We start from the raw sequence: 23,434 nt of genomic DNA on the forward strand, positions 1-23,434 counted from the left end.
ATACATGGATTTTAGTCCAAAAGCATATTTTTATAAACATACGGAGGCTGCACCATTGGCAGTCTTTCGTATTTTTTTGGAATAATGATGCTCATAAGCATTATTCGTTTCTGGAGTTATGGCTGGATTGATAAGTTGTACATTCAACCCAACTTCTTTTTTCATACTTTGGTTTTGACTTTGTAAAACCTTTAGGAGTTTATACCTATGTGATTTTTGCCATCTGCGGGATTTCTGCTCTAATGGTGGCATTGGGATTTAAGTATAGGTTAGCTATAATTACCTTTTTTTAAGCTTTACGTACATAGAGTTGATGGATAAGACTACTTATCTTAATCATTACTATTTCATTTCTTTGCTTAGTTTTTTGATGATTTTTTTACCTGCGCATGCTTATTTTTCTGTGGATGCCTGGAAGAAGAAAAAATCATTTCAGCAAATTCCCGTATGGACTATTGATGCTGTTAAATTGTTATTAGGGGTCGTGTATTTTTATGCAGGTTTAGCCAAGTTGAATTCTGATTGGTTGCTGAAAGCGATGCCGTTAAAAATATGGTTGCCATCCAAATATAGTATTCCATTATTGGGAGATTTAATGCAGCAAGAGTGGATACACTATACGTTTAGCTATTTTGGAGCTGTTTATGATCTAACAATTCCGTTCTTATTACTCTACAAAAGAACAAGAATTATAGCATTTGTCTTCGTAGTTGCTTTTCATGTATTAACTAGAGTATTGTTCCCGATAGGGATGTTCCCATATATCATGATCGTCAGTACATTGATATTTTTTGATGCAAAAATTCATCATAAAATCTTGGGAGTAATCGCAAAGATGGCCAAAATCAACAAAGAGATTTTTGACACGGGTAAGTCTTGGATAGGTAACCAAGTACGATCAAGAATAAGTGTGGTTTTATTGTCTGTTTTCTTTGCAATTCAATTACTTTTGCCGTTTCGATATTTGCTATATCCTGGCGAATTATTTTGGACAGAGGAGGGGTTTCGATTCTCATGGAGAGTAATGCTTATGGAAAAAGCAGGCTATGCCAATTTTAAAATTGTAGATGGACAAACCGGAAAGCGATTTTATGTAGATAATGATGATTTTCTCACTGCATTTCAGCAAAAACAGATGGCAACACAGCCAGATTTTATCTTGCAATATGCACATTATCTAAAACAACATTTTGAAAATCAGGGTCATCAAAATGTTGAAATTTATGTAGAAAGTTATGTCGCACTTAATGGGCGCTTAAGTAGCCCATACATTGACCCAAATGTAGATTTAGGAAAACAAAAAGAATCATTTAAACATAAAACTTGGATTATTCCATTCAAAGATGAGATTAAGGGATTATAACGTATTTTTTGTCATAGTTTTTATTACTGGATTTAGTTATTCACAACATATACTTTCGGGAAAGGTATTGGATCAAAACAGTCAAGGTGTGGTAAACGCCGAGATATATAATCAAACTACAGGTGAGCAGACAACTACCTCTACAGATGGTAGTTTTGAATTTACAGATTTGGAAGAGGGAACGTATTTGTTCACTGTTTTTAACTATAATTATGAGATTTTAGAAAAGCAGATTACAATCGATAATAATACCAATTTCGATTTTGTTTTGGCTCCTCTTGGAGAGCAACTTTCAGAAGTATTAATCACGCAACGAAGAGCTAAGATTTTTGGGTTGAAGCAACTCAAACCTGTAGAAGGTACTGCTATATATGCCGGTAAGAAGAGTGAAGTGGTTTTGTTAGAGAATGCATTGGGAAATTTGGCTTCTAACAATGCGAGAGAAATTTATGCGCAGGTAGTGGGATTGAATATCTACGAAAACAGTGTTGGAGGATTACAGCTCAATATTGGTGGTAGAGGATTGGATCCCAATCGTACTGCAAATTTCAATACCCGTCAGAATGGATATGATATAAGTGCTGATGTTTTAGGGTACCCAGAAAGTTATTATACTCCGCCAGCAGAGGCCTTAAGTGAAATTCAGGTGGTACGGGGAGCAGCATCATTGCAGTATGGAACTCAGTTTGGAGGACTGATTAACTTCAAAATGAAACAACCTAATCCCAACAAGAAAATAGAACTGGTTACCCGCCAATCTTATGGTTCTTTTAATGCATTTAGTAGTTTTAATAGCATCGGCGGTACGGTAGGTAAGTTGAGTTATTATACGTATTTTAATTATAAGAGTGGAGATGGATTCAGACCTAATTCAGATTATGATTCAAAAAATATCTATGCGCATATTGGATACCAATTAACGGATAACACCAAAATAACGGGAGAGTTTACCTATTTGGATTACCTGGCGCAACAACCAGGAGGTCTTACAGATACCCAGTTTGAGCTTGATCCGGATTTCAGTAATCGTACAAGGAATTGGTTTGATGTAGATTGGAAATTGTTCTCACTTAAATTAGAACATAAATTCTCTGAAAAAACTGATTTTAGCGTCAATCTTTTTGCCTTGGATGCTTCCAGAAAAGCCTTAGGATTTAGAGGAATACCTACAGACCTTAACACCAATCCAATAACTGCAGTAGACGAAACCGATGTAAATGGTAATTTTATTACACCAAGAGATTTGATCGTTGGTAATTTTAAAAACTGGGGAGCAGAAGCAAGACTTTTGAGTAGGTATAATTTCTTAGGCAAAGAATCGGTGTTTTTGATCGGTACCAAATATTATCAGGCAGATAATGATGCCAGACAAGGACCGGGGAGTATAGGAACAGATGCGAATTTTGATTTTCAAAATGATCTTTTTCCAGATTATGCCAATCAATCCACTTTTGATTTTCCTAATCAAAATGTTGCGGTCTTCGGAGAAAATATATTCAATATCACAGACAAGCTCTCAGTGACCCCAGGAGCTAGATTTGAATACATCAAAACTGAAGCAGATGGAACCTTCAATAATGTAATCTTTGATAATGCTGGTAACCCCATCAATAATACGTTAGAACGAGATGATGAGACTTTTGAGCGCTCTTTCCTGTTGTTAGGTTTGGGAGCTAGCTATAAGTTCAATCCAAGCCTGGAAGGATATGCGAATGTTTCTCAAAACTACAGGTCGGTAACATTTAATGATATCCGAATTGTAAATCCAACCTTTGTTATTCGTCCTGATATTAGCGATGAAGAAGGATTTACAGCAGATATAGGTATCCGTGGCAAGTTCAATAATACGCTTACTTATGACGCAAGTGTTTTTGGATTGTGGTATCAAGACAGAATTGGCGAGGTTTTTAATGATAGAGCACAACGGGTACGGGGTAATATAGGTGATGCATTTATTTATGGTATTGAAAGTTACATCAATTGGAATATGGCAACTACTTTCTTGGCCGATGATACCAATTATGTATTGAATGCATTTACTAATCTAGCTATAACCGATTCTGAATATACCAGATCGGAAGAACCTATCGAAGGAAATAAAGTAGAGTTTATACCTTTGATCAACCTGAAAACAGGAATAGGGTTTGGATATAAAAATTTCTTGAGTAGCATTCAGTTTACCCATTTGTCTGAACAGTTTACTGAAGTGACCAATGCAGATAGAGGAGTACCAGGGAGTAGAGAGGAAGGAACCTTGGGTAAAATTCCAGCATATTCAATTTTGGATGTTTCTTTTTCTTATACGTATAAGAATTTTAAGCTAGAGACAGGAGTAAATAATCTTTTGGACGAGAGTTATTTCACTCAAAGAGCAACGGGATATCCTGGTCCAGGGATCATTCCTTCGGCACCAATTTCGTGGTATGCTACCTTGCAATTCAAGTTATAGTGGTAAAAGATTAACTTTTGTTTACCCTAAGAATTAACTTTTGTTCAATCTGAAATAAAAGTAGATTTCTATATTTTTGAAGAAATTAACATTTTATGAAAGAGTTTAGCGGGTATGATCATATGATGGCGGAGTATTACGAAGGTTTATCTAATTACGTATTGCCTTTGTTGTCGTGGGAATTCTACGGGGAATATCATTCTTCTTTAGAAACGTACAAGCAGGACCTTTCTGAGCTTAAAAGAATTACCAAAAACTGGGATTTTGAAAGAGATTATCTTTCGGAATTTGTAGACAAGCAATCAGTAGTCGTAGTAACTAGTCCAGAACTGAAGATTGTTTATGCTTCTAGTAATATCATGAAACTGAACGGATACTCTCCCAAAGAGGTGATAGGAAATTCACCCAAAATGTTTCAGGGAAAAGATACTTGTTTGAAGACCTCTGCCAAGATACGAGCGGCTGTTGAAAAGCTCGAACCATTTCAGGTTTCTATATTGAATTATCGAAAAGATCAAACTCCTTATACATGTGTGATAAAAGGGTATCCTGTTTTGAACAAAAAAGGAAAGCTACTTAACTACATAGCTTTTGAAAAAGCAGCTTAGATATTCCCTTTTATTACACGCAATTCCTTCTTCTGATTAAAAAAGAAAATTTTCAAGACTTTTTTCTGATCGTATTTTTCCGTGTAATATTTTGATAAACAGGTAAATACCCCGTGTTTTTTAAGTCAAAATGTGCTAATTTTGATGCACCCTCTTATTTTTTATCCCCAAATATATTGAGATCAATTAGTATCTGTAACCAATTCATTCATTATGGAAACTGCACAGGAGTATTATAGTTTGGGGTACTCGCACGAGAAAAGCGACCCAGAAAAAGCCATTGAATATTACGAAAAAGCAACGCAAATTAATCCTCAATACGTTGAAGCTTATCTGGATTGGGGTAATTTATTGCTTAATCAGGGGAAACCAGATGAAGCAAAAGAAAAGTATGAAAAATGCCTGGAACTAGATCCAAATTATAAGTTAGCGTATCACAATTTGGGATATCTAATGGAGAGAAGTGAACCGGAGGTAGCTATAGATTATTACAACAAAGCTATAGCATTGGATCCATACTATTTTGAAGCATATAATTCCTTAGGTAGTGTATTGTTGAACAGTCAGAAATATGAAGAGGCAAAAAAATATTTCAAAAAGTCCCTGGAAATTGCACCTAACTACAAATGGGCGCATTTTAATTTGGGAAGAATATTTGAAAAAACAGATTATATAAAAGCAATTGCATCTTATAAAAAAGCAATAGATATTGATATTAATTATCTCGAAGCATACTACGCTATTGCCGGAATTTGGTCTGATCAAAAGAATTACGAAGAGGCTAGAAATTGGTATGAAAAGTGCCTAGAAATAGATCCGGGATATAAATGGGCACATTATAATCTTGGAGTTTGTTTTGAAAATAACAACACAAAAAAAGCAATTGAATACTACCAAAAAGCAATTGATTTGGATCCACAATTTACGGATGTATATAACCGATGGGGAAATTTATTATTGGGGGAAGAACAATATGAAGAAGCTAAAGAAAAGTATGAGAAATGTATAGAAATAGACTCCAAATTTAAATGGGCATATTATAATCTAGGGGTTCTTAATGAACGAGTTAAGGATACTAAGAGTGCTATAAAACACTATAAAAAAGCTATCCATATAGATCCTGAGTATCAGGCAGCTTATGATAGTTTGGCCGAGTTATTACTTAATCGGAGTACTGTTTTACAAGCAAGAAGAGAATATAGTAAATGGACAAAGACAACTACAGGAAAGAAAATAGGCTATTATTATTTGGGAAGAACCTATGAAAAAACGGAGCCAGAGAAATCAATAACATATTTTGAAAAGTCGATCACAGAAGATAATAATTTTGTTACTGGATATAATAGTTGGGGCAATGTTTTGCTTAGCCTTGGAAAAAGTGAAGAAGCAGGAGAAAAATATCTGAAATGTATTCAGTTGGATCCAGATTATAAATGGGCTTATCACAATCTGGGTATTGTATCCAAAAATAAGAACGAGTACGAGAAGGCAATTCAATATTATCAGAGGGCTATAGAAATAGATTCAAAATATGAAGTAGCTTATTTAAATTGGGGAGATATTTTATTAGATCAGGAAGATAAAGAAAAAGCTCAGGCCAAGTTTGAAGAATGGTCCAATACCGATGCTATAAAAAAAATAGGATATTATTTTCTAGGACGATTATCCAAAAAAAATGATCCGGATAAAGCTATAGCATATTATGAAAAAGCCAGGAAAGCCGATCCCAAATTTGTAGAACTCTATAATGTATGGGGGAATGTGCTATTGGATAAAGGAATGCTCAAGGAAGCTAGAGAAAAATACAATAAATGCCTGGAAATAGATCCTAATTTCCATCTTGCATACTCCAATTTAGGTTTTAGTTTTCGTCACGAAGATCCCCAAAAAGCTATTGCATGTTATCAGAAAATTATACACAAAAAGAACGATGATGTCAATGCGTATAACGACATTTACCACTGCATAACCTTATTGAAAGATTATAAGGAAGAGGTGAAAAACTTTCATGATTTGGTGGATAAATATAAATCTGTCTATGGATTTTGGGCACTTGGGAATTTGTATCAGTACTTTTTGAAAGATTATGCTCAAAGTCTTTTTTACTACGAAAAAGCAACATTGTATGGAGAAGTTAAAGATGGGTTCCTTGATTTGTCAAATTTATATGATTCTATAGGAAATCTTCAAAAATCCGTTGAAGTCCTTGATGAGGTTTTGGAAGAAAATAATAACAATAATGTATATGCTTTACATAACAAAGCACATTACTTATTCAAGAAAGGGGGTATCAAAATTCCAGAAAGTTATGGCAAGAAGTATTACAATTCTACGAAAAGCAGTTAAAAGAGAATCTTATCTTCAGGAAAGACCCCAATAACTATCTGTATTGTGGCAATATTTATTTTGAATTTTTTGGGGATCTCGATAAAGCCGAACATCTTTTTGAGGAAGGCGTTAGAAGAGATAATAAAAATACAAGCTTGTTATTTGCTTTGAATCAATTATATGCCGAAAAGGATAAACGAGAAGTCAATGCAGAATTAAGCAATTATTGGAAACGAAATGCGAATTTAAAGGCCGCAGAAAAAATAATAAACAAACCGTATAATTTTGCCAATGATTATTTTAAAATGGCAGAATTATATGCTCTAGAAGGTGAAAATGAAAAAGGGCACAAGGCAATCAATGAATACCTAAGTTATGGGGAGCCTAGTGCCAAAGGGTTTAATCTACAGGGGCAGTTATATTTGGCCCAAGAAGAATACCTTAAAGCTATTCGTTCGTTTAAGAAAGCCGTAAAACTGGATGAGCATAATTTCTTGTTGTCTAACAATTTGGGGAATGCCTATTTGAGAAACAAAGAGTATTCGGCGGCTCGTAATGAATTTGATAAAGTACTAAGACGAGATCCTAATAATGTGGATGCACTAATTGGATTGAGTGAATTGAATTTGAATGGACCCGACGAAGAACTTAATGAAAAGGTTTTAAGCGAAACGGACAAGTATCTAAAGGATGCTATACAAATAGGAAAATCTGGAAAGGGGTCAAAACAACTTAATCTTTACGAAAACCGAAACTTCGGTACCAAAGAAAAGAAGTATAAAGATTTAAAACTTTCGGATTTATACTATTCTAGAGGATATATTAAAACCAAACAATACGAAAAAAACAAATTAGAGATCAATAATTCGTATTTGAAAGACAGTTTGCAATGTTTTAAAAAGTCCTTGGATAGCAATCCTGACAACATCAAAGCAAAAACTGCCATAGAAGAGATCAATACATTTATCAAGTCCAAAAGGGATACTAATATCAATGAAAGATCTAGAGCTTTATTGGTTTGCAGTATGGCTTTTGTGCTGTTTGCATTTTGTCAATATTACTTTTATTTCCTACCTAAAAGTACGGATAGTTATGCACTTGATGAAAAAGGGATCGCTTATCTATCAGAAACATTTTCATTAAAAGAAGAAGGAGTTGCTGGTATAAAAAGTATTACCGGAGTTCCTTTTAACGATAAAACAGCCTTGGTAACAGAGATTCAAAAGTTAGTTGCCAAAGATCAAAAAGTAAATATGATTAAGGTTCTGGAGAAAATGGATTTTAAAGTGCCAGATTCTAGAACCTCCACTAGCATTTTATCTGCAGGGTATTATGCATTAATTTCTTTTGGATCTATTTTGTTTATGATTGCAGGATTGTATTTACGTAAGTTGTTGAAAATTAAGGTGGGTGTGATCGAACTTGAAAAAAACAAGCCTTCAGAAATTAGTGATATGTCGCTTTCGGGAATTGAAAAATGATTGGTGAGAGTATTGTCAACTGTAAAGGCAAATACAACCTACTGCTTCTATCATTATGTAGTTTAATTTTAAATAAGTAAAGAAGGAGTGAAGTTCATTTTAAATGGATGGGAAATTGCTTACTTTAGTTTTTTGACAAAAATTCTAAGTTAAGCGTATGATACCAGAAATAGAAAAATTATTAAATGAGCAGGTAAAATATGAAGCCAAAGCCTCTGCGCAATATTTATCAATGGCAAGTTGGGCAGATACAAATGGTTATAATGGTGTTGCCAATTTCTTCTATACACAATCAGAAGAAGAACGAGTACATATGACCAAATTGGTAAAATTTATTAATGAAAGAAGTGGTAACGCAGTTATACCCGCGATAGATAAACCTAGAGATGATTTTAAGTCTCTAATGGAGTTGTTTGAAGTATTCCTGGAAAGTGAAGAGTTCGTAACAGCAAAAATTAATAATATTATTTATGAATGCTTGCAATTTAAGGATTATAATGTTCATAATTTTATGCAGTGGTATGTTGCAGAGCAATTAGAAGAAGAGGCTACTGCAAGAGATCTGCTAGATAAATTGAAGATTATTGGGGATGATAAATCAGGTCATTATTTGTTTGATCGTGATATCAATTCTTTTCAGCCAGAAGAACCAGCTAACTAATTGTTAATAAGTTAGTAAATAAAGAGAAAGGATTTCTTGCCTGGGGAAGTATTTTTTATATTTTTGCACTTTATTTAGATTTAATAAAAATTACAAAGTGTATAGTACAGATACCCCTTCATTATATTCCCCTTGTGCTTCTATGAATTGCGAAGTTGCCTGCGGAGGCAAAAAGAAAAAGTGTTGTAAGAAGTACAAGAAGAAAGGAAAAACGAACTGCAAAAGATGTCCAAAACTTTAATAGAACTAAACATACATTGGTAAATATTCACTGATGTCAAAAACGGAGATAATTAATTATCTCCGTTTTTTTATGACAAGATTGTAAGTGTTGGATAGTAACTTGAAAGATAATTTTTTATTATTGTATATAAAATTCTATGCTATGCGATTGATAATGATTGTTGGATGCTTTTTGGTTGCAGGTCTTCATATGGCAACCGGGCAGGAGTGGCTTACTGATTTTGAAGAGGCAAAAAAAGTAGCTTCAGAAAATGATAAACCTATTGTTTTGGTTTTTGCTGGTTCAGATTGGTGTGTACCATGTATCAAACTTGAAAAACAGATTTTACATACGAGTGAGTTCCAAAAGTACGCAAAGGAACACTACATTCTAATGAAGGCGGATTTTCCAAGAAAGAAAAAAACCAGTTACCTAAGACGCTCCAGGAGCAAAACAACGTTCTGGCAGAAAAGTATAATAGAAGTGGAGGATTCCCATTGGTGGTCGTGTTAGATAAAACCGGAAATAAACTTGGGGAAACTGGTTACAAAAAGGTGTCACCCCAATCGTATATCAAACTTTTAAACTCTATTATTCAATAACGATTTGAAGTTTCTAATTACTCTTGTTATATATTTAGCTAGTTATCCTGCGATGGCACAGCAAATTTATAAGCGTGCTGTTTTATTAATGGGGAGTGATTTTGAGATCACGGTAGTTGCCGAGAACAAAGAATATGCTGATCGATATATAGATGTAGCTATCCAAGAAATTCAAAGGATAGAACAAAAGATATCATCCTGGGATCAAAATTCGTTGACTTCTTCAGTTAACAAAAATGCTGGGATACGCCCTGTTGAGGTAGACAAGGAGCTTTTTGATCTTATAGCAAGATCAATAGCAATATCTAGATTGACCGATGGTGCGTTTGATATTAGTTATGCTTCTATGGATAAGATATGGAAGTTTGATGGTACGATAAACGCTTTGCCTTCATCAGCAGAAATTAAAGCATCTATTGCCAATGTTGGGTTTCAAAACATTAAGTTGAATAAAGAAAAAAGAACAGTTTTTTTACCTAAGAAAGGAATGAAAATTGGATTTGGTGCAATTGGTAAAGGGTACGCAGCTGATAAAGCTAAAGAATTACTTATTGCCAACGGTGTGAAAGCAGGGATTATCAATGCCTCTGGTGATATGAGTGCCTGGGGAGTACAACCTGATAAGACACGTTGGAAAGTAGCAATTACCAATCCTTTGAACAAAAAAAATGCTTTTGCCATGCTACCTCTTGTGGATCGTGCGGTGGTTACTTCAGGGAATTATGAAAAGTATCTTATCTTAGATGGAAAAAGATATGCGCATATTATTGATCCCCGCACCGGGTACCCTACAGAAAAGATCGCAAGTGTAACCGTCTTTGCTCCAAAAGCAGAATTAGCTGATGCATTAGCTACTTCGGTTTTTGTAATGGGAGTAACCACGGGAATGGATAGAATAAATCAATTAGATAATATTGAATGTATTATCATAGATAATGAAGGTAATATACATACCTCCAAAAACATAAAAATAGACCAATGAGTTATAGGTTAGTTTTAGGAATTCTTCTTACCAGCCTGCTGCATTCGTGTGTGGTGGTAAAAGAATACGAGAAAGTGCAATTAAATGATCCAGATATGGAGTTGGCACTTAAAAAATGTGATCGATTTGAAACCAATTTTCAAGCCTACAGAGAATCAGCTGCTGGTGCTAATGGAGGTAAAACCGGTGGAGGATGTGGTTGCAACTAAACTAATTGTATACAAAGAATATAACTCTTAAATTTTAGCTTTTGAAACGACTAATTTTGATCATTATCTTATGGAATACGTTTTGCGTTGTAGGACAAGAACAACAAGAAACAGAAAGATATAAGAAAAGAGTTTTGGAATCCACAGAAGTCGATTACCTGATGAGTTATTATACACAGGATGGTAATAATGCAGCGGTGACTGGTGGACTGGGAACAGAAGAACTTACCGATGTAACACCTACCATAGTGGTGTCGATTCCTCTCAATGATGACGATGTCTTGATTATAGATTCGAGTGTTTCTGCCTATACTTCGGCTTCATCAAGTAATGTTGATCCTTTTGATACCGAAGGACTTGCTAATCCATTTGTTGCTTCGTCTGGAGCTTCAAGAAATGATGTTTTAGCTACATTTACAGGTACCTATAGCCATAGTAGTGACGACAGAAATAGAGTATGGTCGGTCAATGCCTCTATCGCCAACGAATACGACTATTTCTCAGTAGGTTTCGGTGGTAGTTATGCCTATTTGTTTAATGAAAAAAATACCGAAGTTAGTATCAAAGCCAATGTGTTCTTGGATACCTGGAACGCAATTTACCCTTCAGAATTAAGGGATAATCCAGCATTTATTGAGTTTGATGACGAATCCCGAAACTCTTATTCACTTGGGTTAGGCTTTTCTCAGATTTTATCCAAAAAACTTCAGGGTTCTTTGTCTTTAGATCTCATACAACAAGAAGGATTACTTTCTACGCCTTTTCAAAGAGTACTATTCGCCGATGTAGCCGATCAGGTGGTTCAGGAATTTACTTTGGGTGATGATGTAGAAAGATTACCGGATACCCGATTCAAAATTGCTATGGGGGGTAGACTGCATTATTATGTGAATGAATATGTTGCAGTACGAACGTTTTATAGATATTATACCGACGATTGGGGGATCAATTCCCATACGGCTAGTATCGAATTACCCATAAAAATCACCGATAAGTTTACGGTATATCCAAGTTATCGTTTTTATCATCAAACCGAAGCAGATTATTTTGCACCATTTAATGAGCATTTGTCTATTCAGGAATTTTACACTTCGGATTTTGATTTATCAGATTTTAATGCAAATCAATATGGTATCGGGATAAGTTATACTGATATTTTTGCCAAAGCGCATATTTGGAAGTTCGGACTGAAGAGTATTGATTTTAGATATAGATACTACGAACGAAACTCTGGGTTGAATGCCAATTTATTCTCGGGAGGCTTTAATTTCCAAATGGATTAGCGCACATCCAGCAAGTTTCGGGTTTACTCGAAGTATATACGAATGTACTTTTGTAAGGTTTCAAATAGAAAAAAATGACACCACAAAATAGTATTAATTACAACCGTGTAGCGGAGGCGATTAGGTATATCAGAGAAAACTTCAAACAACAACCCGATTTGGATGAAATTGCGAGTAAGGTACATTTGAGTCCATTTCATTTCCAAAGACTATTTACAGAATGGGTTGGAGTAAGCCCCAAGAAGTTTTTACAATTCATAAGTATAGAATATGCAAAGCAGGTTTTGAAGAATAATGCGTCAACTTTGTTCGATACGGCTTTTGAGACCGGACTTTCCGGTACAGGAAGATTACACGATATGTTTATCAACATCGAAGGGATGACTCCAGGAGAGTATAAAAACGAAGGTCAAAATCTAGAAGTCAACTATAATTTTTACGATACTAATTTCGGGACCATCCTGGTGGGGTCTACGAGCAAAGGAATTTGCCATATGGCATTTACCGAAGATCGAGATGAAGGGTTTGTCATATTACAGAAAAGGTTTTGTAGAGCACAGTTCAACCAAACTACAGATCCTATACAAGAAAATGCACTACATCTTTTTACCAAAGATTGGAGACAACTGGACCAGATAAAACTTCATTTAAAAGCTACTGATTTTCAAATTAAAGTATGGAGTACACTGCTTAAAATCCCTAAAGGAGGTTTAGCAACGTATAGCGATGTCGCTAATCATATTGATAATCCAGGAGCCGTAAGAGCGGTTGGGACTGCGATCGGACAAAACCCAGTGGCTTTTTTAATTCCTTGTCATCGGGTGATTAGAGCATGTGGAGATTTTGGACAATACCATTGGGGAAGTGTTAGGAAGACAGCAATTATCGGCTGGGAGGCCGCCAATGTGTAGCATACATTGAGCAATATTCGGGTGGTATACGAGATCGTTAAAGTTCATCTTTGTAAGAGAACTTTAAAATTATAGCGATGAATACATTTAGAATTGTGCCATTATCAAAAGAGTATGTTTCGAGAATTAAAGCTACCAAAATAGATGCGTATGGCTATCCCGTTGTTGAACAACTTGCAAGTGGATATGGTCCTTGTCGATTTTCATTAAAACCTTTTGAACCCGGGAAGGACAAAAGGCTATTACTTAGGCATAGTCCGTTTGAAATTGCTAATGCATTCGATCAACCTGGACCTATTTTTGTTCATAAAGAAGAAGTAGCACCGTATCAAGATATCCATGTTTTCCCTCCAGAGATTAAGGCAGATACCAAAAACTTTCCATTAACACTGATTGGCTATGATGAAGATCAAAAAATGGTATTTACGCAATTGGTTAAGGATGATGATGTGGATGTATTAATCTCACAAATCTTTGAAGAGCATGAAAAAGTATCTTATTTACATGCCAGAAATGCCGAGGCAGGTTGTTATATCTGTAAAATCGAAAGGGTATAAAGTCAACGTTAATAAAAAAAGGGAACACATAAAACAGCGTTCCCTTTTGCCATGTAGCTTTAGAGGTAATCCACGAGCATTTTATAGTGTAACGTTTCAAAAAAGAATAACCCTACCCCTAAGTATCATTTTTTTAATTTTTTCATTTTTAGTTAGTTGTAAAAAGGATTAAGTTTTTTTTATGAGAAGTATCCAAATTGTTTTTCTACTTTAGAGCATCACCTAATTCTTATTAATATAACAAATCATCAAAATGAAACGAACAATCACTTTATTAGTAATGTGTATGGCTATTGCTTTTTGCCAGGCACAAGAATCAGACTACGCCCTTGTAGAAAAAACAGTACGTTATTACCTGGATGGAGGTACCAATAATGATTTTGAGACCTTAAAAAAGGCATTTCATGAAACGGCTACTATGAAATTTATTGGAGACGAATACAAAGAAGTGAATGCACTGGAGTTTTTTGGAAAAATGAAACCTGGTCCTAAACAAAACAGAAAAACAAGAATTGATTATATCAATGTGTCTGGACATGCTGCCAATGCAAAATTAGAAATTGAATACCCAAATTTTACCTTCATTGATTATATGAATCTGCTAAAGATCAATGGAGAATGGAAAATCGTGAATAAGATTTTTTACAAGAAAACGCAAGACTTAGCTTCTAAGTAGAAGTATTAAGTATTTATCCAATTATAAGAGACCATATCAATGATTTTTAGACAATACTTTTGGGTTGCACTTTTACTAGTGTCAACAAGCTATGCCTATTCGCAAAATAACGGAACATACCTAAAACAGAAGGCGCCAGGAACTACCCCAGAAATTTTTGCTCCTGGAATTATTTCTAATGAAGATGAGTACGAGTTTGGATCAGTGTTTTCAAAAAATGGAGAAGAATTTTTTTATGGAGTAGATACAGGAAACAGATCAGAAATAAGATATACCCGAAAGGAAAAAGATTCTTGGACTACTCCAAAAATAATAGTTGCTCACGAGGTTTACGGCTTTAATGATCCTTTTTTATCTCCAGACGAAAACAGGTTATATTATATTTCTGATCGCCCATTAGATGGAAAAGGAGAGGGTAAAGATTATGATATTTGGTATTCTGTTCGAGAAAAAGAGGGTTGGTCGGCACCTATCAATGCAGGGCCAAATATTAATACCAAAGCCAACGAATACTATATGTCGTTTACTGCAGAGGGAACAATGTACTTTAGTTCTAATAAAAATGCAGCACAAAATGAGGGACACAATTTTGATATTTATAGTGCGGCTTATCGCAACAATGAATTTCAAAAACCGGTAAAGTTGAGTGCTGCAATCAATACCAAAGCTTACGAGGCGGATGTATTCGTAGCCTTAGATGAGTCGTACATTATTTTTTGTGCCACTAGAAAAGATGGTTTTGGTAGAGGAGATTTGTATATAAGTTTCAAGCAAGAAGATGGCAGCTGGACAAAAGCTAAAAATATGGGAGCATCGATAAATACCAAAAATCATGAACTCTGTCCTTTTGTGAGTAATGACGGTAAATATTTGTTTTACACCAGTAATAGAGATATTTATTGGGTGGATGCTAAGATTTTGGATAGTTACAGATAAAAAGTAAGTTATGCGAATAGATATTTCTTAAAGAATTGTGAAAAGATATTCAATAGTATAGATGTGGATACGTTAAAAAACACTAAATTTAAACTAGATTAAATTCGGAGCTTATGAAAGTTAATGTTGTTTTTTTAGGGGTATTGATGTTTTTTACATTGCATTTCGCTAATGCGAGCACGACCGATAGCAAGATGTTATCCTTTGATCAAGAAAACCCGGAAGAATTGGTAGGAAAGTGGATGATGGATGGAGATGATGAGACCTATATAGAATTAAATTCAGACGGAACAGCCACAGAAAAGTCTATAGGAGAACCAATGAAAAGGTTCTGGTCTGTAAAAAATGATAAACTTTGTTTAAAAGCTTCTGAAAAACAGAACGGTGCAGAAATGTGTATAGAATTTATGCTTAACCAGGATGTACTTGTATTGACCATGGATAACATGAAACTACCTTACACTAGATATAGAGGACATTAGTGATATTGTTCTTAACTACAGATACATCTAGAATACTAAAGTACTATTTTTATAATGGTCCATTTGGGTTAAAAAAGACTTTGGTTGGACAATTTGATATTCTTTTTTCAATAATATGGGACATCCAATAAAAGCCATCTCTATATAGTATGTCTGCTCATAGAAAAATAATGCAGGAGAGCTAATTTTTCTTTTTTTCTAAATATTGTCCAAATAAAAGATCGATGTTCGTCATAATGGTGTAAAAAAAATGTAAACCATTAAAAAACAAACACATGAAAGAATTTATGTTTCTCTTTAGAGGAGGAGATGAAGTATGGGATACCAAATCTCCAGAAGAACAACAAGAACACATGCAGCACTGGCAACAATGGATCGGTGAAATCGCAGAACAGGGTAAATTCGTAAGTGGAGAAAGATTACGAACTCAAGGAAAAACAGTAGTAAACAAAGGAACAAGTATCATTGATCGCCCTTTAACCGAAGGTAAAGAACTTGTTGGAGGATATCTTAGGATAAAAGCAGATTCCATCGAAGAAGCGACAGAAATGGCCAAGGGATGCCCAGGTTTTCATTGGGATGCTTCTGGAGTTGAAGTTCGCGAAGTATGGACTGAACATTAAACCATTTTGCTATGAGTGATTTTTTATTAATTATAAGAGGAGGGCAAGAATTGTATGCCCAGAATTCTCCTGAAGAAATGCAACAACATATGGAGGATTGGCAAGATTGGATGAATGCTTTGGCAAAGGAGGAGAAATTGCTAGGAGGTCAACCTTTGATGAATGAGGGGAAAACGTTGTTGGATTTTGGTAAAAAAGTGATTGATCGGCCTCTTGCAGAAGGCAAGGAACTTGTAGGCGGATATCTATTGATCAAAGCCGAGTCTTTGGATAGTGCTACTGAAATTGCTAAAAAATGTCCGAGTATTACCTACAATTGTAGTGTCGAGGTGCGAGAAATAAGTCCGATGTAATTCATTTGGATAATTACAATAACATAGAAGCTACCGTAAACCATCTTTTTAGAAAAGAATCTGGAAAGATGGTTGCTGTTTTGATCAAGATCTTTGGAACAGAAAATATAGAACTGGCCGAGGATGTGGTACAAGATGCTTTGCTAAAGGCATTAGAGACCTGGAAATATAGAGGACTTCCAGAGAACCCAAGTGCATGGTTGTATCGTACGGCAAAGAATAGAGCTATCGATGTCATCCGTAGAAATAAACATAGCCGGGTTATTGATTTTTCGGATCCTCAACGGCAATTGTTAACATCTAATTATACCTTGGGCGCGACTATGGATACCTATTGGCAAGAAGATAGTATAAAAGATGATTTTCTAGCGATGATGTTTGCCTGTTGTCACCCTAATATTTCTCCAGAAAACCAAATTACCTTTGTTCTTAAATCCTTATGCGGATTCAGTACCAAAGAAGTAGCAAAAGCTTTTTTGACTGGTGAAGATACCGTTTCAAAACGTTTGTATCGTACCAAAGAGTACTTCAGAAAACATAAGATTAAACCCCAAATACCCAAATCAGATCAGATTGTTTTACGAACCAATACGGTGTTGAGCGCAATTTATCTGATGTTCAATGAAGGGTATAACTCTACACATTCTAATGATCTTATACGTAAAGATTTAATTGGTCAGGCCATGTTGCTATGCCGTTCTCTATTTTCTGAAGAAAGAACAGCACTGCCACAAGTATATGCGTTGATGGCACTGATGTGTTTTCATGCAGCAAGATTGGATAGTCGTTTAGGAAGCAACGGAGAGTTGATTCTTTTGGATAAACAGGATCGAAAACTTTGGGATTCATCTTTGATCGACTCAGGGAAATTGTATATGAATAAAGCGTCTTTTGGGGATCAGTTGTCTATCTATCATCTAGAAGCGGCAATAGCCTATGAACACTGTAGTGCTAGGCAATACGAAAATACCAATTGGAAAAAGATCTTAGAGTATTACGATATTCTTCTGAAACTGGCTTTTGATCCCGTTGTATTTCTAAATCGTGCCTTGGTTATTCTTGAACTTTACGGGCCACTAGAAGCATTGGAAGCTATTGATCATATCAAAAACGAAAAACAATTACAAGGGTATTACCTTTATCATGCAGCTTTGGGAGAGATTAATAAAAGACTACAGCAATTGGACAAAGCAATCGCCCATTTTGAAAACGCCATTGCTTTGACCGGATCCAAGCAAGAAAAACAACTACTAGAAGGCAAAATTCAAGAAATGATGAAGTCAATTCAATCGAAATAAAAGGGATGTTGATAAAAATAAATGCAGGTTACGGGAACCCGTAGTTTCTGTATTAAATATTTAAGTATGTTCGTTGCTTAGCTACGTTTTACTAAAAATATGGTTAATGGGGAATAGCCATGTTTAAATAGCACTAAGTAATATATTTAATGAAGAAATTGTTGTCATCCTTTTTTGGGGAGTGGTTTTTGATCAATGGGTCCAGAAATCATCAGGATACTATTTTTATTACCTCTACAGATAATGCTACTGGAAGAACGATAATGATCGAAGAAAATGAGTATAATGTTTGGGTGTATTTGCTGCGATCAGACAAAGGAGGAATTGACTTTAAAGGCTTTCTATGCACCGTAATTAATCCCAAAAAAAATGATGCTTCTATACAAGAAAAACCAGTTGCAGATACTTTGTTGCCTTCTTCAATAGTTAATTCGTTTGGATATATAAAAAACATTAGAAAAAAACATATTTCGATACATTGGCAACCAGACTATGTTTCTGTTCTTGTGAAAAATAAAGTATATCTCATTATGGATATTGTCTCAAAGGTGAGTTATTCAAAAGGTCTCGCTGAAGATTGTGAATATGGAAAATGTTTGGAAGGCTAAAAAAATGACGGCTACACGTACTGCTTATTCAGTGTAACCGTCCTTAGTTATTGCGTTTTGTTTCCATTACCTGTGAATTGCGTAACTACAAGATGCTGGAAGTTCTTTTAAAAAGTTAATAAATGGTTTAAAGTCCAATCCGAATGTAAAGTTTAAAGTTTTCATACGCTATTAATTTTAATTATTTGTATTATTTGGTTTATATAAATCAATAGCTGTGCCAAACTTTTAAATACCTGATTGTCAGTTACTTGTATTAGGTTTTTGTTCTCTAGGGTTTAAGCGGATATATTTTAATTCGTGTTTATTCGAGGATATAGATCAATCTACCATCCATATGATCTGCTACTCTTCCGTAGGCAATCAAAGAAGCACCTATAGTCCATCGATTTGCAATACGATACCAAAAAGAATAGCGCTGATATACATCATTGGGTTGTAATGTTTCGGGATGGGTTATATAGATCCCAAACTGTTGAAGAAAATAGAAGTTACCTACAGAAAAATGATGACCTGCCGTAATCGCTGAAGAAAAAGCAGATTCATTTATTCCTTCGTTTTCTGCTCGTTTTTCGTCAGACCAATCATACCATAATTCTGCTCCCAGATTAAAGCCGTTTATTCGGGATAAAGGTTTAAGAGCTCCTCCCAGTACTCCGAATAATGGATGGTTGGATGCTTCGGCTTCACGATCAGAAGATCTTAAACTTGCAAAACCGCCAAGATAGTAACTCCAGGAGGTAGCATATTTTTTTAATTCATCTGGCTTAGGAGTTAGTTTGTAATCACCTATCACCTTGTCAACACCAAGGGATAGTGTGGGGAAGTTCATCCCTTTATTAGGTTGTTTTTGGCCTCCATTCGAAATGTGATTATAATTTGCGGTAAGATTGATGGCATAACCATTATTGAAATGATAATTGAGATTGAGCGATAAGGCCAGATAAAAACTCAAATTGGTACTAAAAAGTAGATTGTCTGGATTGGTTTCTTCATCAAAAATAGTGTCCAGATATGTCGCACCGATAGATCCTCTAAGAGAGAATTTTAATGGTCCTTGATAAATAAAATAAGGTTCTACAAAATAGATAAGGTTATATGAATTCCCCAATACATCAGGATTTGCATAGTTGAAATATGCAAAAGCAAAACCCGTTTTTCCATAGCAAAAACAAGTTTTCCAGGCTTTATCACTGGTTTTGAGCTTACTTATTTCAATTTGTAATCCAAACGGGTTGGTTTGAGATATAGGTTTTAGGTCTGGAGTATGAGCAATAATAAAACCGTAGTGTGATTTTACACCATAAAATTTTAAGTCCGATTGGGCATTCACAATGCTATAAGTACCCAATATGATGCAGAGCATAATAATTCTAAGCATACCTCTATATATGTACAAATAAGGTACTTAAAATTTAGGTGGCGATAAAATTATTTTGGTAATAAAATAGTAAATAAGCCCAGGATTGAGTCTTTTCCTTGATAGAAACCAGGAAAAAAGATAAAAAGACCTAAATCAATTCGAAAAGTCTGTAATTAAAACACTTCCACTGTTACCGTATTGTGACCAATTACATTTTTCACAATTAATATTTTTTAGTACTCTCTTTTACGGTTGGCCCATGTGTTAATTGAGAGTGAAGACTTTACTCTATGGTAAAGGCCTTTTTATTCTAAGCGGCAATACCATTACCGCTCTCTTCGTATTTTCCTACTATCAATGAAGCCAGTAGCGACCTGGAATCGAATTGAATAAAAATAGGATTTTGTTGTTTGAAGGTATCCAATATTGATTGTAAACCTGATTCGTGAAAATGTACTAAAAACGTTTTGTCCGCTTTCAGTTTGTTTTTAGGAAGTGCCTTATCATTTTTGATAATCCCCAGGCAGCCTAAATACTTTGAATTTTCCCCGTACAAGTACACATACCCCATTTGATAACCTCCACCTTCTGCATAGTTGCTAATAATCTTAATGTTATAGCTTTCTATTTTGTGTGTAAAAACCATTTTTGGTATTGCTTTTTTAAGAGTTAATGATTGTTTGTTTTATTTGTATCATCAATATTTGTTCCAAAGTTATTGGATATAGCTTTTACACGGTAGAGGGAAAACACGGATTTTGACCAGGGGTATTTCCCTTTTCTATCAATTATTTAAACATTTTTAAGGATTCTGTGATTAAAACACTTTGGTAAAGTAGAAACCTAAACCATAGCTATCGTTGTATTGAGGAGCAAATGCTACTCCTTTTAGTTTTTTAAAGGGATTCCAATCGAATAAGTATTCAAAATGGTAAACTACTTTGGTTGCCAAAATACCAATTCCGGCACCTACCAATACATCGGATAGGTAATGTGCATTGTTCATCATTCGTAAAGCTCCGGTCATCACTGCAAAAGCGTATCCACTATATGCTAAAGCCGGGCTTGTATCCTTGAACTCTTCATACAAAACGCTAGCGGTTGTAAAGGCAGTGGTGGTATGTCCAGACGGAAAGGAGTTTGCATGTGTGGAGTTCTCTGCATAATCTCCGGGTCTTTTTTTGTAAATTTCTTTTTTCAGAAGAGTAGAAGTACCATTACTCAATAAAGAAGATAAAACCAAAATCTTTGTTTGGTCAAACCAATGATTTTGAGCCTTAACTCCCAAAATGTCCGCAGTATACATTTGTACTACAGGTATATACCTGGTATAATCATCTATTTTGGTGTTGAAATCATTACCGATTGAACTCCGTAAATCTTTTTGTAAGGATTGTTCAAAATCGTTGGTAGACAATAAAACTCCTGTGGTTATTAATGCAATGGGAACTAACCTACCAGTAAGTTTCTTTTTCTTTACTGATTGTTCGGTTTGGTAATACTTCGTAAAATCATTTTTCTGTTCTGATTTGGGAGTCAATTGAGCAATAGAAGTATGACAACATAGGCATACAAGCCATAGGGATATAATTTTTTTCATAGCGATTCATTTTGGGGACTTACGCAGTGTGATCAATTATCAACAGAAATATACAAGTTTTGCATTAAAAAAATGTTAATAAATCAATTTTTGTTAATAAATAATTAACTTTTTTTGATAAAAATGTGCTTTTTGTCGATAAATAACGTTTTTTAACGATGTTTATTGTCGTCTTATACTGAAATGCAGATATTCTTTACAAAAGGTCAAAACCTTGTTAATGGTTTTCAAAATCCTGTAAAAAAATAACATAAGGATAACATGAAGTATTCTTTAAAAAAACGTATATTTGCACGCAATTAAATTTTAATTGCGATGACAGCACATGAGTCCAAAATACTTGGAGAAGGCCTTACCTACGACGACGTACTTTTAGTCCCTGCCTTTTCTGAGGTGCTTCCAAGAGAAGTAAGTATTCAAACAAAATTTACCAGAAACATAACGCTTAATGTTCCTATCGTTTCCGCAGCAATGGATACGGTTACCGAAAGCAGTATGGCGATTGCCATGGCGCAAGAAGGAGGGATCGGTGTTCTGCACAAGAACATGACGATAGAAGAACAAGCGATCAAAGTGCGAAAGGTAAAACGTGCTGAGAGTGGGATGATTATAGATCCGGTTACCTTGCCAAGGGATGCAAAAGTGATTGATGCCAAAAACAACATGCGTGAGCATAGTATTGGAGGTATTCCTATCGTTGATGATGAGAATACGCTTATTGGTATTGTTACGAATAGAGATCTTCGTTTCGAAAAAAATGATGAAAGACCAATTTCTGAGGTGATGACAAGTGAGAACTTGGTTACCGTAGGAGAAGGGACTTCTCTGCAAGAAGCAGAAGTAATTCTTCAGAATAATAAAATTGAAAAGTTACCAGTTGTTGATGGAAACTATAAATTGGTAGGTTTAATCACATTTAGAGATATCACCAAGTTAACCCTGAATCCAATGGCAAACAAAGATGCTTTGGGAAGATTAAGAGTCGCAGCGGCTATTGGAGTTACCGGAGATGCAGTAGATAGAGCAGAAGCGTTAGTACAATCTGGTGTAGATGCGGTAGTTATCGATACTGCTCATGGACATACCAAAGGAGTGGTTACCGTTTTAAAAGATGTGAAAGCAAAATTCCCCGATCTTGATGTCATAGTGGGGAATATTGCCACAGCTGAAGCAGCAAAATATTTGGTAGAAGCAGGAGCCGATGCTGTAAAAGTAGGAATTGGTCCTGGATCTATTTGTACAACCCGTGTCGTAGCTGGAGTTGGTTTCCCACAGTTTTCCGCTGTACTAGAAGTTGCAAATGCAATCAAAGGATCAGGAGTACCGGTAATTGCCGATGGAGGTATACGCTATACAGGAGATATTCCTAAAGCTATAGCAGCTGGAGCAGATACGGTAATGTTGGGGTCATTGTTAGCTGGTACCAAAGAATCTCCAGGAGAAACTGTGATTTATGAAGGAAGAAAGTATAAAACATATCGGGGTATGGGATCTGTAGAGGCAATGAAAAAAGGATCTAAAGATCGTTATTTTCAGGATGTAGAAGACGATATCAAAAAATTAGTACCAGAAGGTATTGTTGGTCGTGTAGCATACAAAGGAGATCTTTCAGAAAGTATTCATCAATTTGTTGGAGGTTTACGAGCAGGTATGGGATATTGTGGGTCTAAAGATATTGCAACTTTACAGAATAGCGGTCGCTTTATAAAAATTACAGCAAGTGGTATTCATGAAAGTCATCCGCATGACGTGACTATTACCAAAGAAGCTCCAAATTATAGCAGAAGATAATCAGTTAAAATAATTATATAAAAAAACCTGCTGATTAGCAGGTTTTT

22 protein-coding genes and 1 pseudogene are annotated in these 23,434 nt (G+C 35.1%); 20 read left to right on the forward strand and 3 right to left on the reverse strand.

Features of this window, described 5'->3' with window-relative positions:
* The first annotated feature begins 4 nt into the window (after window positions 1-4).
* From AC0L3Q_RS07080 to AC0L3Q_RS07170, 19 genes and pseudogenes are all read left to right on the forward strand, one after another.
* Window positions 5-1,363 (forward strand): annotated as a pseudogene (locus tag AC0L3Q_RS07080) (HTTM domain-containing protein).
* Window positions 1,344-3,812: a TonB-dependent receptor domain-containing protein gene (locus AC0L3Q_RS07085; protein WP_473285928.1), complete on the forward strand. Its 2,469-nt coding sequence runs from the start codon at window positions 1,344-1,346 to the stop codon at window positions 3,810-3,812. Before AC0L3Q_RS07080 ends, AC0L3Q_RS07085 begins: the two are co-directional and overlap by 20 nt.
* Before the next feature lie 95 nt (window positions 3,813-3,907).
* Window positions 3,908-4,420, forward strand: coding sequence for a PAS domain-containing protein (locus AC0L3Q_RS07090; protein ID WP_473285929.1), 513 nt, complete (start codon window positions 3,908-3,910; stop codon window positions 4,418-4,420).
* A 213-nt stretch (window positions 4,421-4,633) separates the two neighbouring features.
* Window positions 4,634-6,766, forward strand: a complete 2,133-nt coding sequence (locus AC0L3Q_RS07095; RefSeq protein ID WP_473285930.1) for a tetratricopeptide repeat protein — start codon at window positions 4,634-4,636, stop codon at window positions 6,764-6,766.
* Window positions 6,767-6,903: 137 nt separating this feature from the next.
* Complete coding sequence (locus AC0L3Q_RS07100) at window positions 6,904-8,229, forward strand: tetratricopeptide repeat protein (RefSeq protein WP_473285931.1); 1,326 nt, start codon at window positions 6,904-6,906, stop codon at window positions 8,227-8,229.
* 157 nt (window positions 8,230-8,386) lie between these two features.
* Window positions 8,387-8,890, forward strand: a complete 504-nt coding sequence (locus AC0L3Q_RS07105) for a ferritin (protein ID WP_073315210.1) — start codon at window positions 8,387-8,389, stop codon at window positions 8,888-8,890.
* Window positions 8,891-9,275: 385 nt separating this feature from the next.
* The gene (locus AC0L3Q_RS07110; RefSeq protein WP_473285932.1) at window positions 9,276-9,626 is read left to right on the forward strand and encodes a thioredoxin family protein; all 351 of its coding nucleotides are present in this window, start codon (window positions 9,276-9,278) and stop codon (window positions 9,624-9,626) included.
* Between the two features lie 141 nt (window positions 9,627-9,767).
* Complete coding sequence (locus tag AC0L3Q_RS07115; protein ID WP_473285933.1) at window positions 9,768-10,697, forward strand: FAD:protein FMN transferase; 930 nt, start codon at window positions 9,768-9,770, stop codon at window positions 10,695-10,697.
* Entirely contained in the window at window positions 10,694-10,906 is a 213-nt protein-coding gene (locus AC0L3Q_RS07120) for a DUF4266 domain-containing protein (RefSeq protein WP_073315204.1), read from the forward strand. Before AC0L3Q_RS07115 ends, AC0L3Q_RS07120 begins: the two co-directional genes overlap by 4 nt.
* A 41-nt stretch (window positions 10,907-10,947) precedes the next feature.
* On the forward strand, window positions 10,948-12,189 hold the full coding sequence (locus AC0L3Q_RS07125; RefSeq protein ID WP_473285934.1) for a DUF3570 domain-containing protein: 1,242 nt from the start codon (window positions 10,948-10,950) through the stop codon (window positions 12,187-12,189).
* 74 nt (window positions 12,190-12,263) lie between these two features.
* Complete coding sequence (locus AC0L3Q_RS07130; RefSeq protein WP_473285935.1) at window positions 12,264-13,100, forward strand: bifunctional helix-turn-helix domain-containing protein/methylated-DNA--[protein]-cysteine S-methyltransferase; 837 nt, start codon at window positions 12,264-12,266, stop codon at window positions 13,098-13,100.
* A gap of 77 nt (window positions 13,101-13,177) precedes the next feature.
* Window positions 13,178-13,657, forward strand: a complete 480-nt coding sequence (locus AC0L3Q_RS07135) for a DUF1203 domain-containing protein (protein WP_473285936.1) — start codon at window positions 13,178-13,180, stop codon at window positions 13,655-13,657.
* 253 nt (window positions 13,658-13,910) lie between these two features.
* Window positions 13,911-14,333 carry a nuclear transport factor 2 family protein gene (locus tag AC0L3Q_RS07140; RefSeq protein ID WP_473285937.1) on the forward strand — a complete coding sequence of 141 codons (423 nt, stop codon included), beginning with the start codon at window positions 13,911-13,913 and terminating at the stop codon, window positions 14,331-14,333.
* A 78-nt stretch (window positions 14,334-14,411) separates the two neighbouring features.
* On the forward strand, window positions 14,412-15,269 hold the full coding sequence (locus tag AC0L3Q_RS07145; RefSeq protein WP_473285938.1) for a hypothetical protein: 858 nt from the start codon (window positions 14,412-14,414) through the stop codon (window positions 15,267-15,269).
* A gap of 113 nt (window positions 15,270-15,382) precedes the next feature.
* A complete protein-coding gene (locus tag AC0L3Q_RS07150; protein WP_473285939.1) occupies window positions 15,383-15,751 on the forward strand; it encodes a lipocalin family protein in 369 nt (122 codons plus the stop codon).
* Between the two features lie 275 nt (window positions 15,752-16,026).
* On the forward strand, window positions 16,027-16,374 hold the full coding sequence (locus AC0L3Q_RS07155) for a YciI family protein (protein WP_473285940.1): 348 nt from the start codon (window positions 16,027-16,029) through the stop codon (window positions 16,372-16,374).
* 11 nt (window positions 16,375-16,385) lie between these two features.
* The gene (locus tag AC0L3Q_RS07160; RefSeq protein ID WP_473285941.1) at window positions 16,386-16,727 is read left to right on the forward strand and encodes a YciI family protein; all 342 of its coding nucleotides are present in this window, start codon (window positions 16,386-16,388) and stop codon (window positions 16,725-16,727) included.
* A gap of 5 nt (window positions 16,728-16,732) precedes the next feature.
* Entirely contained in the window at window positions 16,733-18,025 is a 1,293-nt protein-coding gene (locus AC0L3Q_RS07165; RefSeq protein WP_473285942.1) for an RNA polymerase sigma factor, read from the forward strand.
* 149 nt (window positions 18,026-18,174) lie between these two features.
* The gene (locus AC0L3Q_RS07170; protein ID WP_473285943.1) at window positions 18,175-18,633 is read left to right on the forward strand and encodes a hypothetical protein; all 459 of its coding nucleotides are present in this window, start codon (window positions 18,175-18,177) and stop codon (window positions 18,631-18,633) included.
* 304 nt (window positions 18,634-18,937) lie between these two features.
* On the opposite strand, the gene AC0L3Q_RS07175 is transcribed toward AC0L3Q_RS07170, so the two are convergent.
* The 3 genes from AC0L3Q_RS07175 to AC0L3Q_RS07185 form a co-directional block, all read right to left on the reverse strand.
* Complete coding sequence (locus AC0L3Q_RS07175; protein ID WP_473285944.1) at window positions 18,938-20,014, reverse strand: acyloxyacyl hydrolase; 1,077 nt, start codon at window positions 20,012-20,014, stop codon at window positions 18,938-18,940.
* Between the two features lie 292 nt (window positions 20,015-20,306).
* A complete protein-coding gene (locus tag AC0L3Q_RS07180; protein WP_473285945.1) occupies window positions 20,307-20,642 on the reverse strand; it encodes a hypothetical protein in 336 nt (111 codons plus the stop codon).
* A gap of 171 nt (window positions 20,643-20,813) precedes the next feature.
* Window positions 20,814-21,596, reverse strand: a complete 783-nt coding sequence (locus tag AC0L3Q_RS07185) for a phosphatase PAP2 family protein (RefSeq protein WP_473285946.1) — start codon at window positions 21,594-21,596, stop codon at window positions 20,814-20,816.
* Window positions 21,597-21,911: 315 nt separating this feature from the next.
* On the opposite strand from AC0L3Q_RS07185, the gene guaB reads away from it, so the two are divergent.
* Window positions 21,912-23,387, forward strand: coding sequence for an IMP dehydrogenase (gene guaB / locus AC0L3Q_RS07190; RefSeq protein ID WP_473285947.1), 1,476 nt, complete (start codon window positions 21,912-21,914; stop codon window positions 23,385-23,387).
* Window positions 23,388-23,434 lie beyond the last annotated feature (47 nt).

This window comes from Aquimarina sp. KJ22-3, assembly GCF_055808215.1.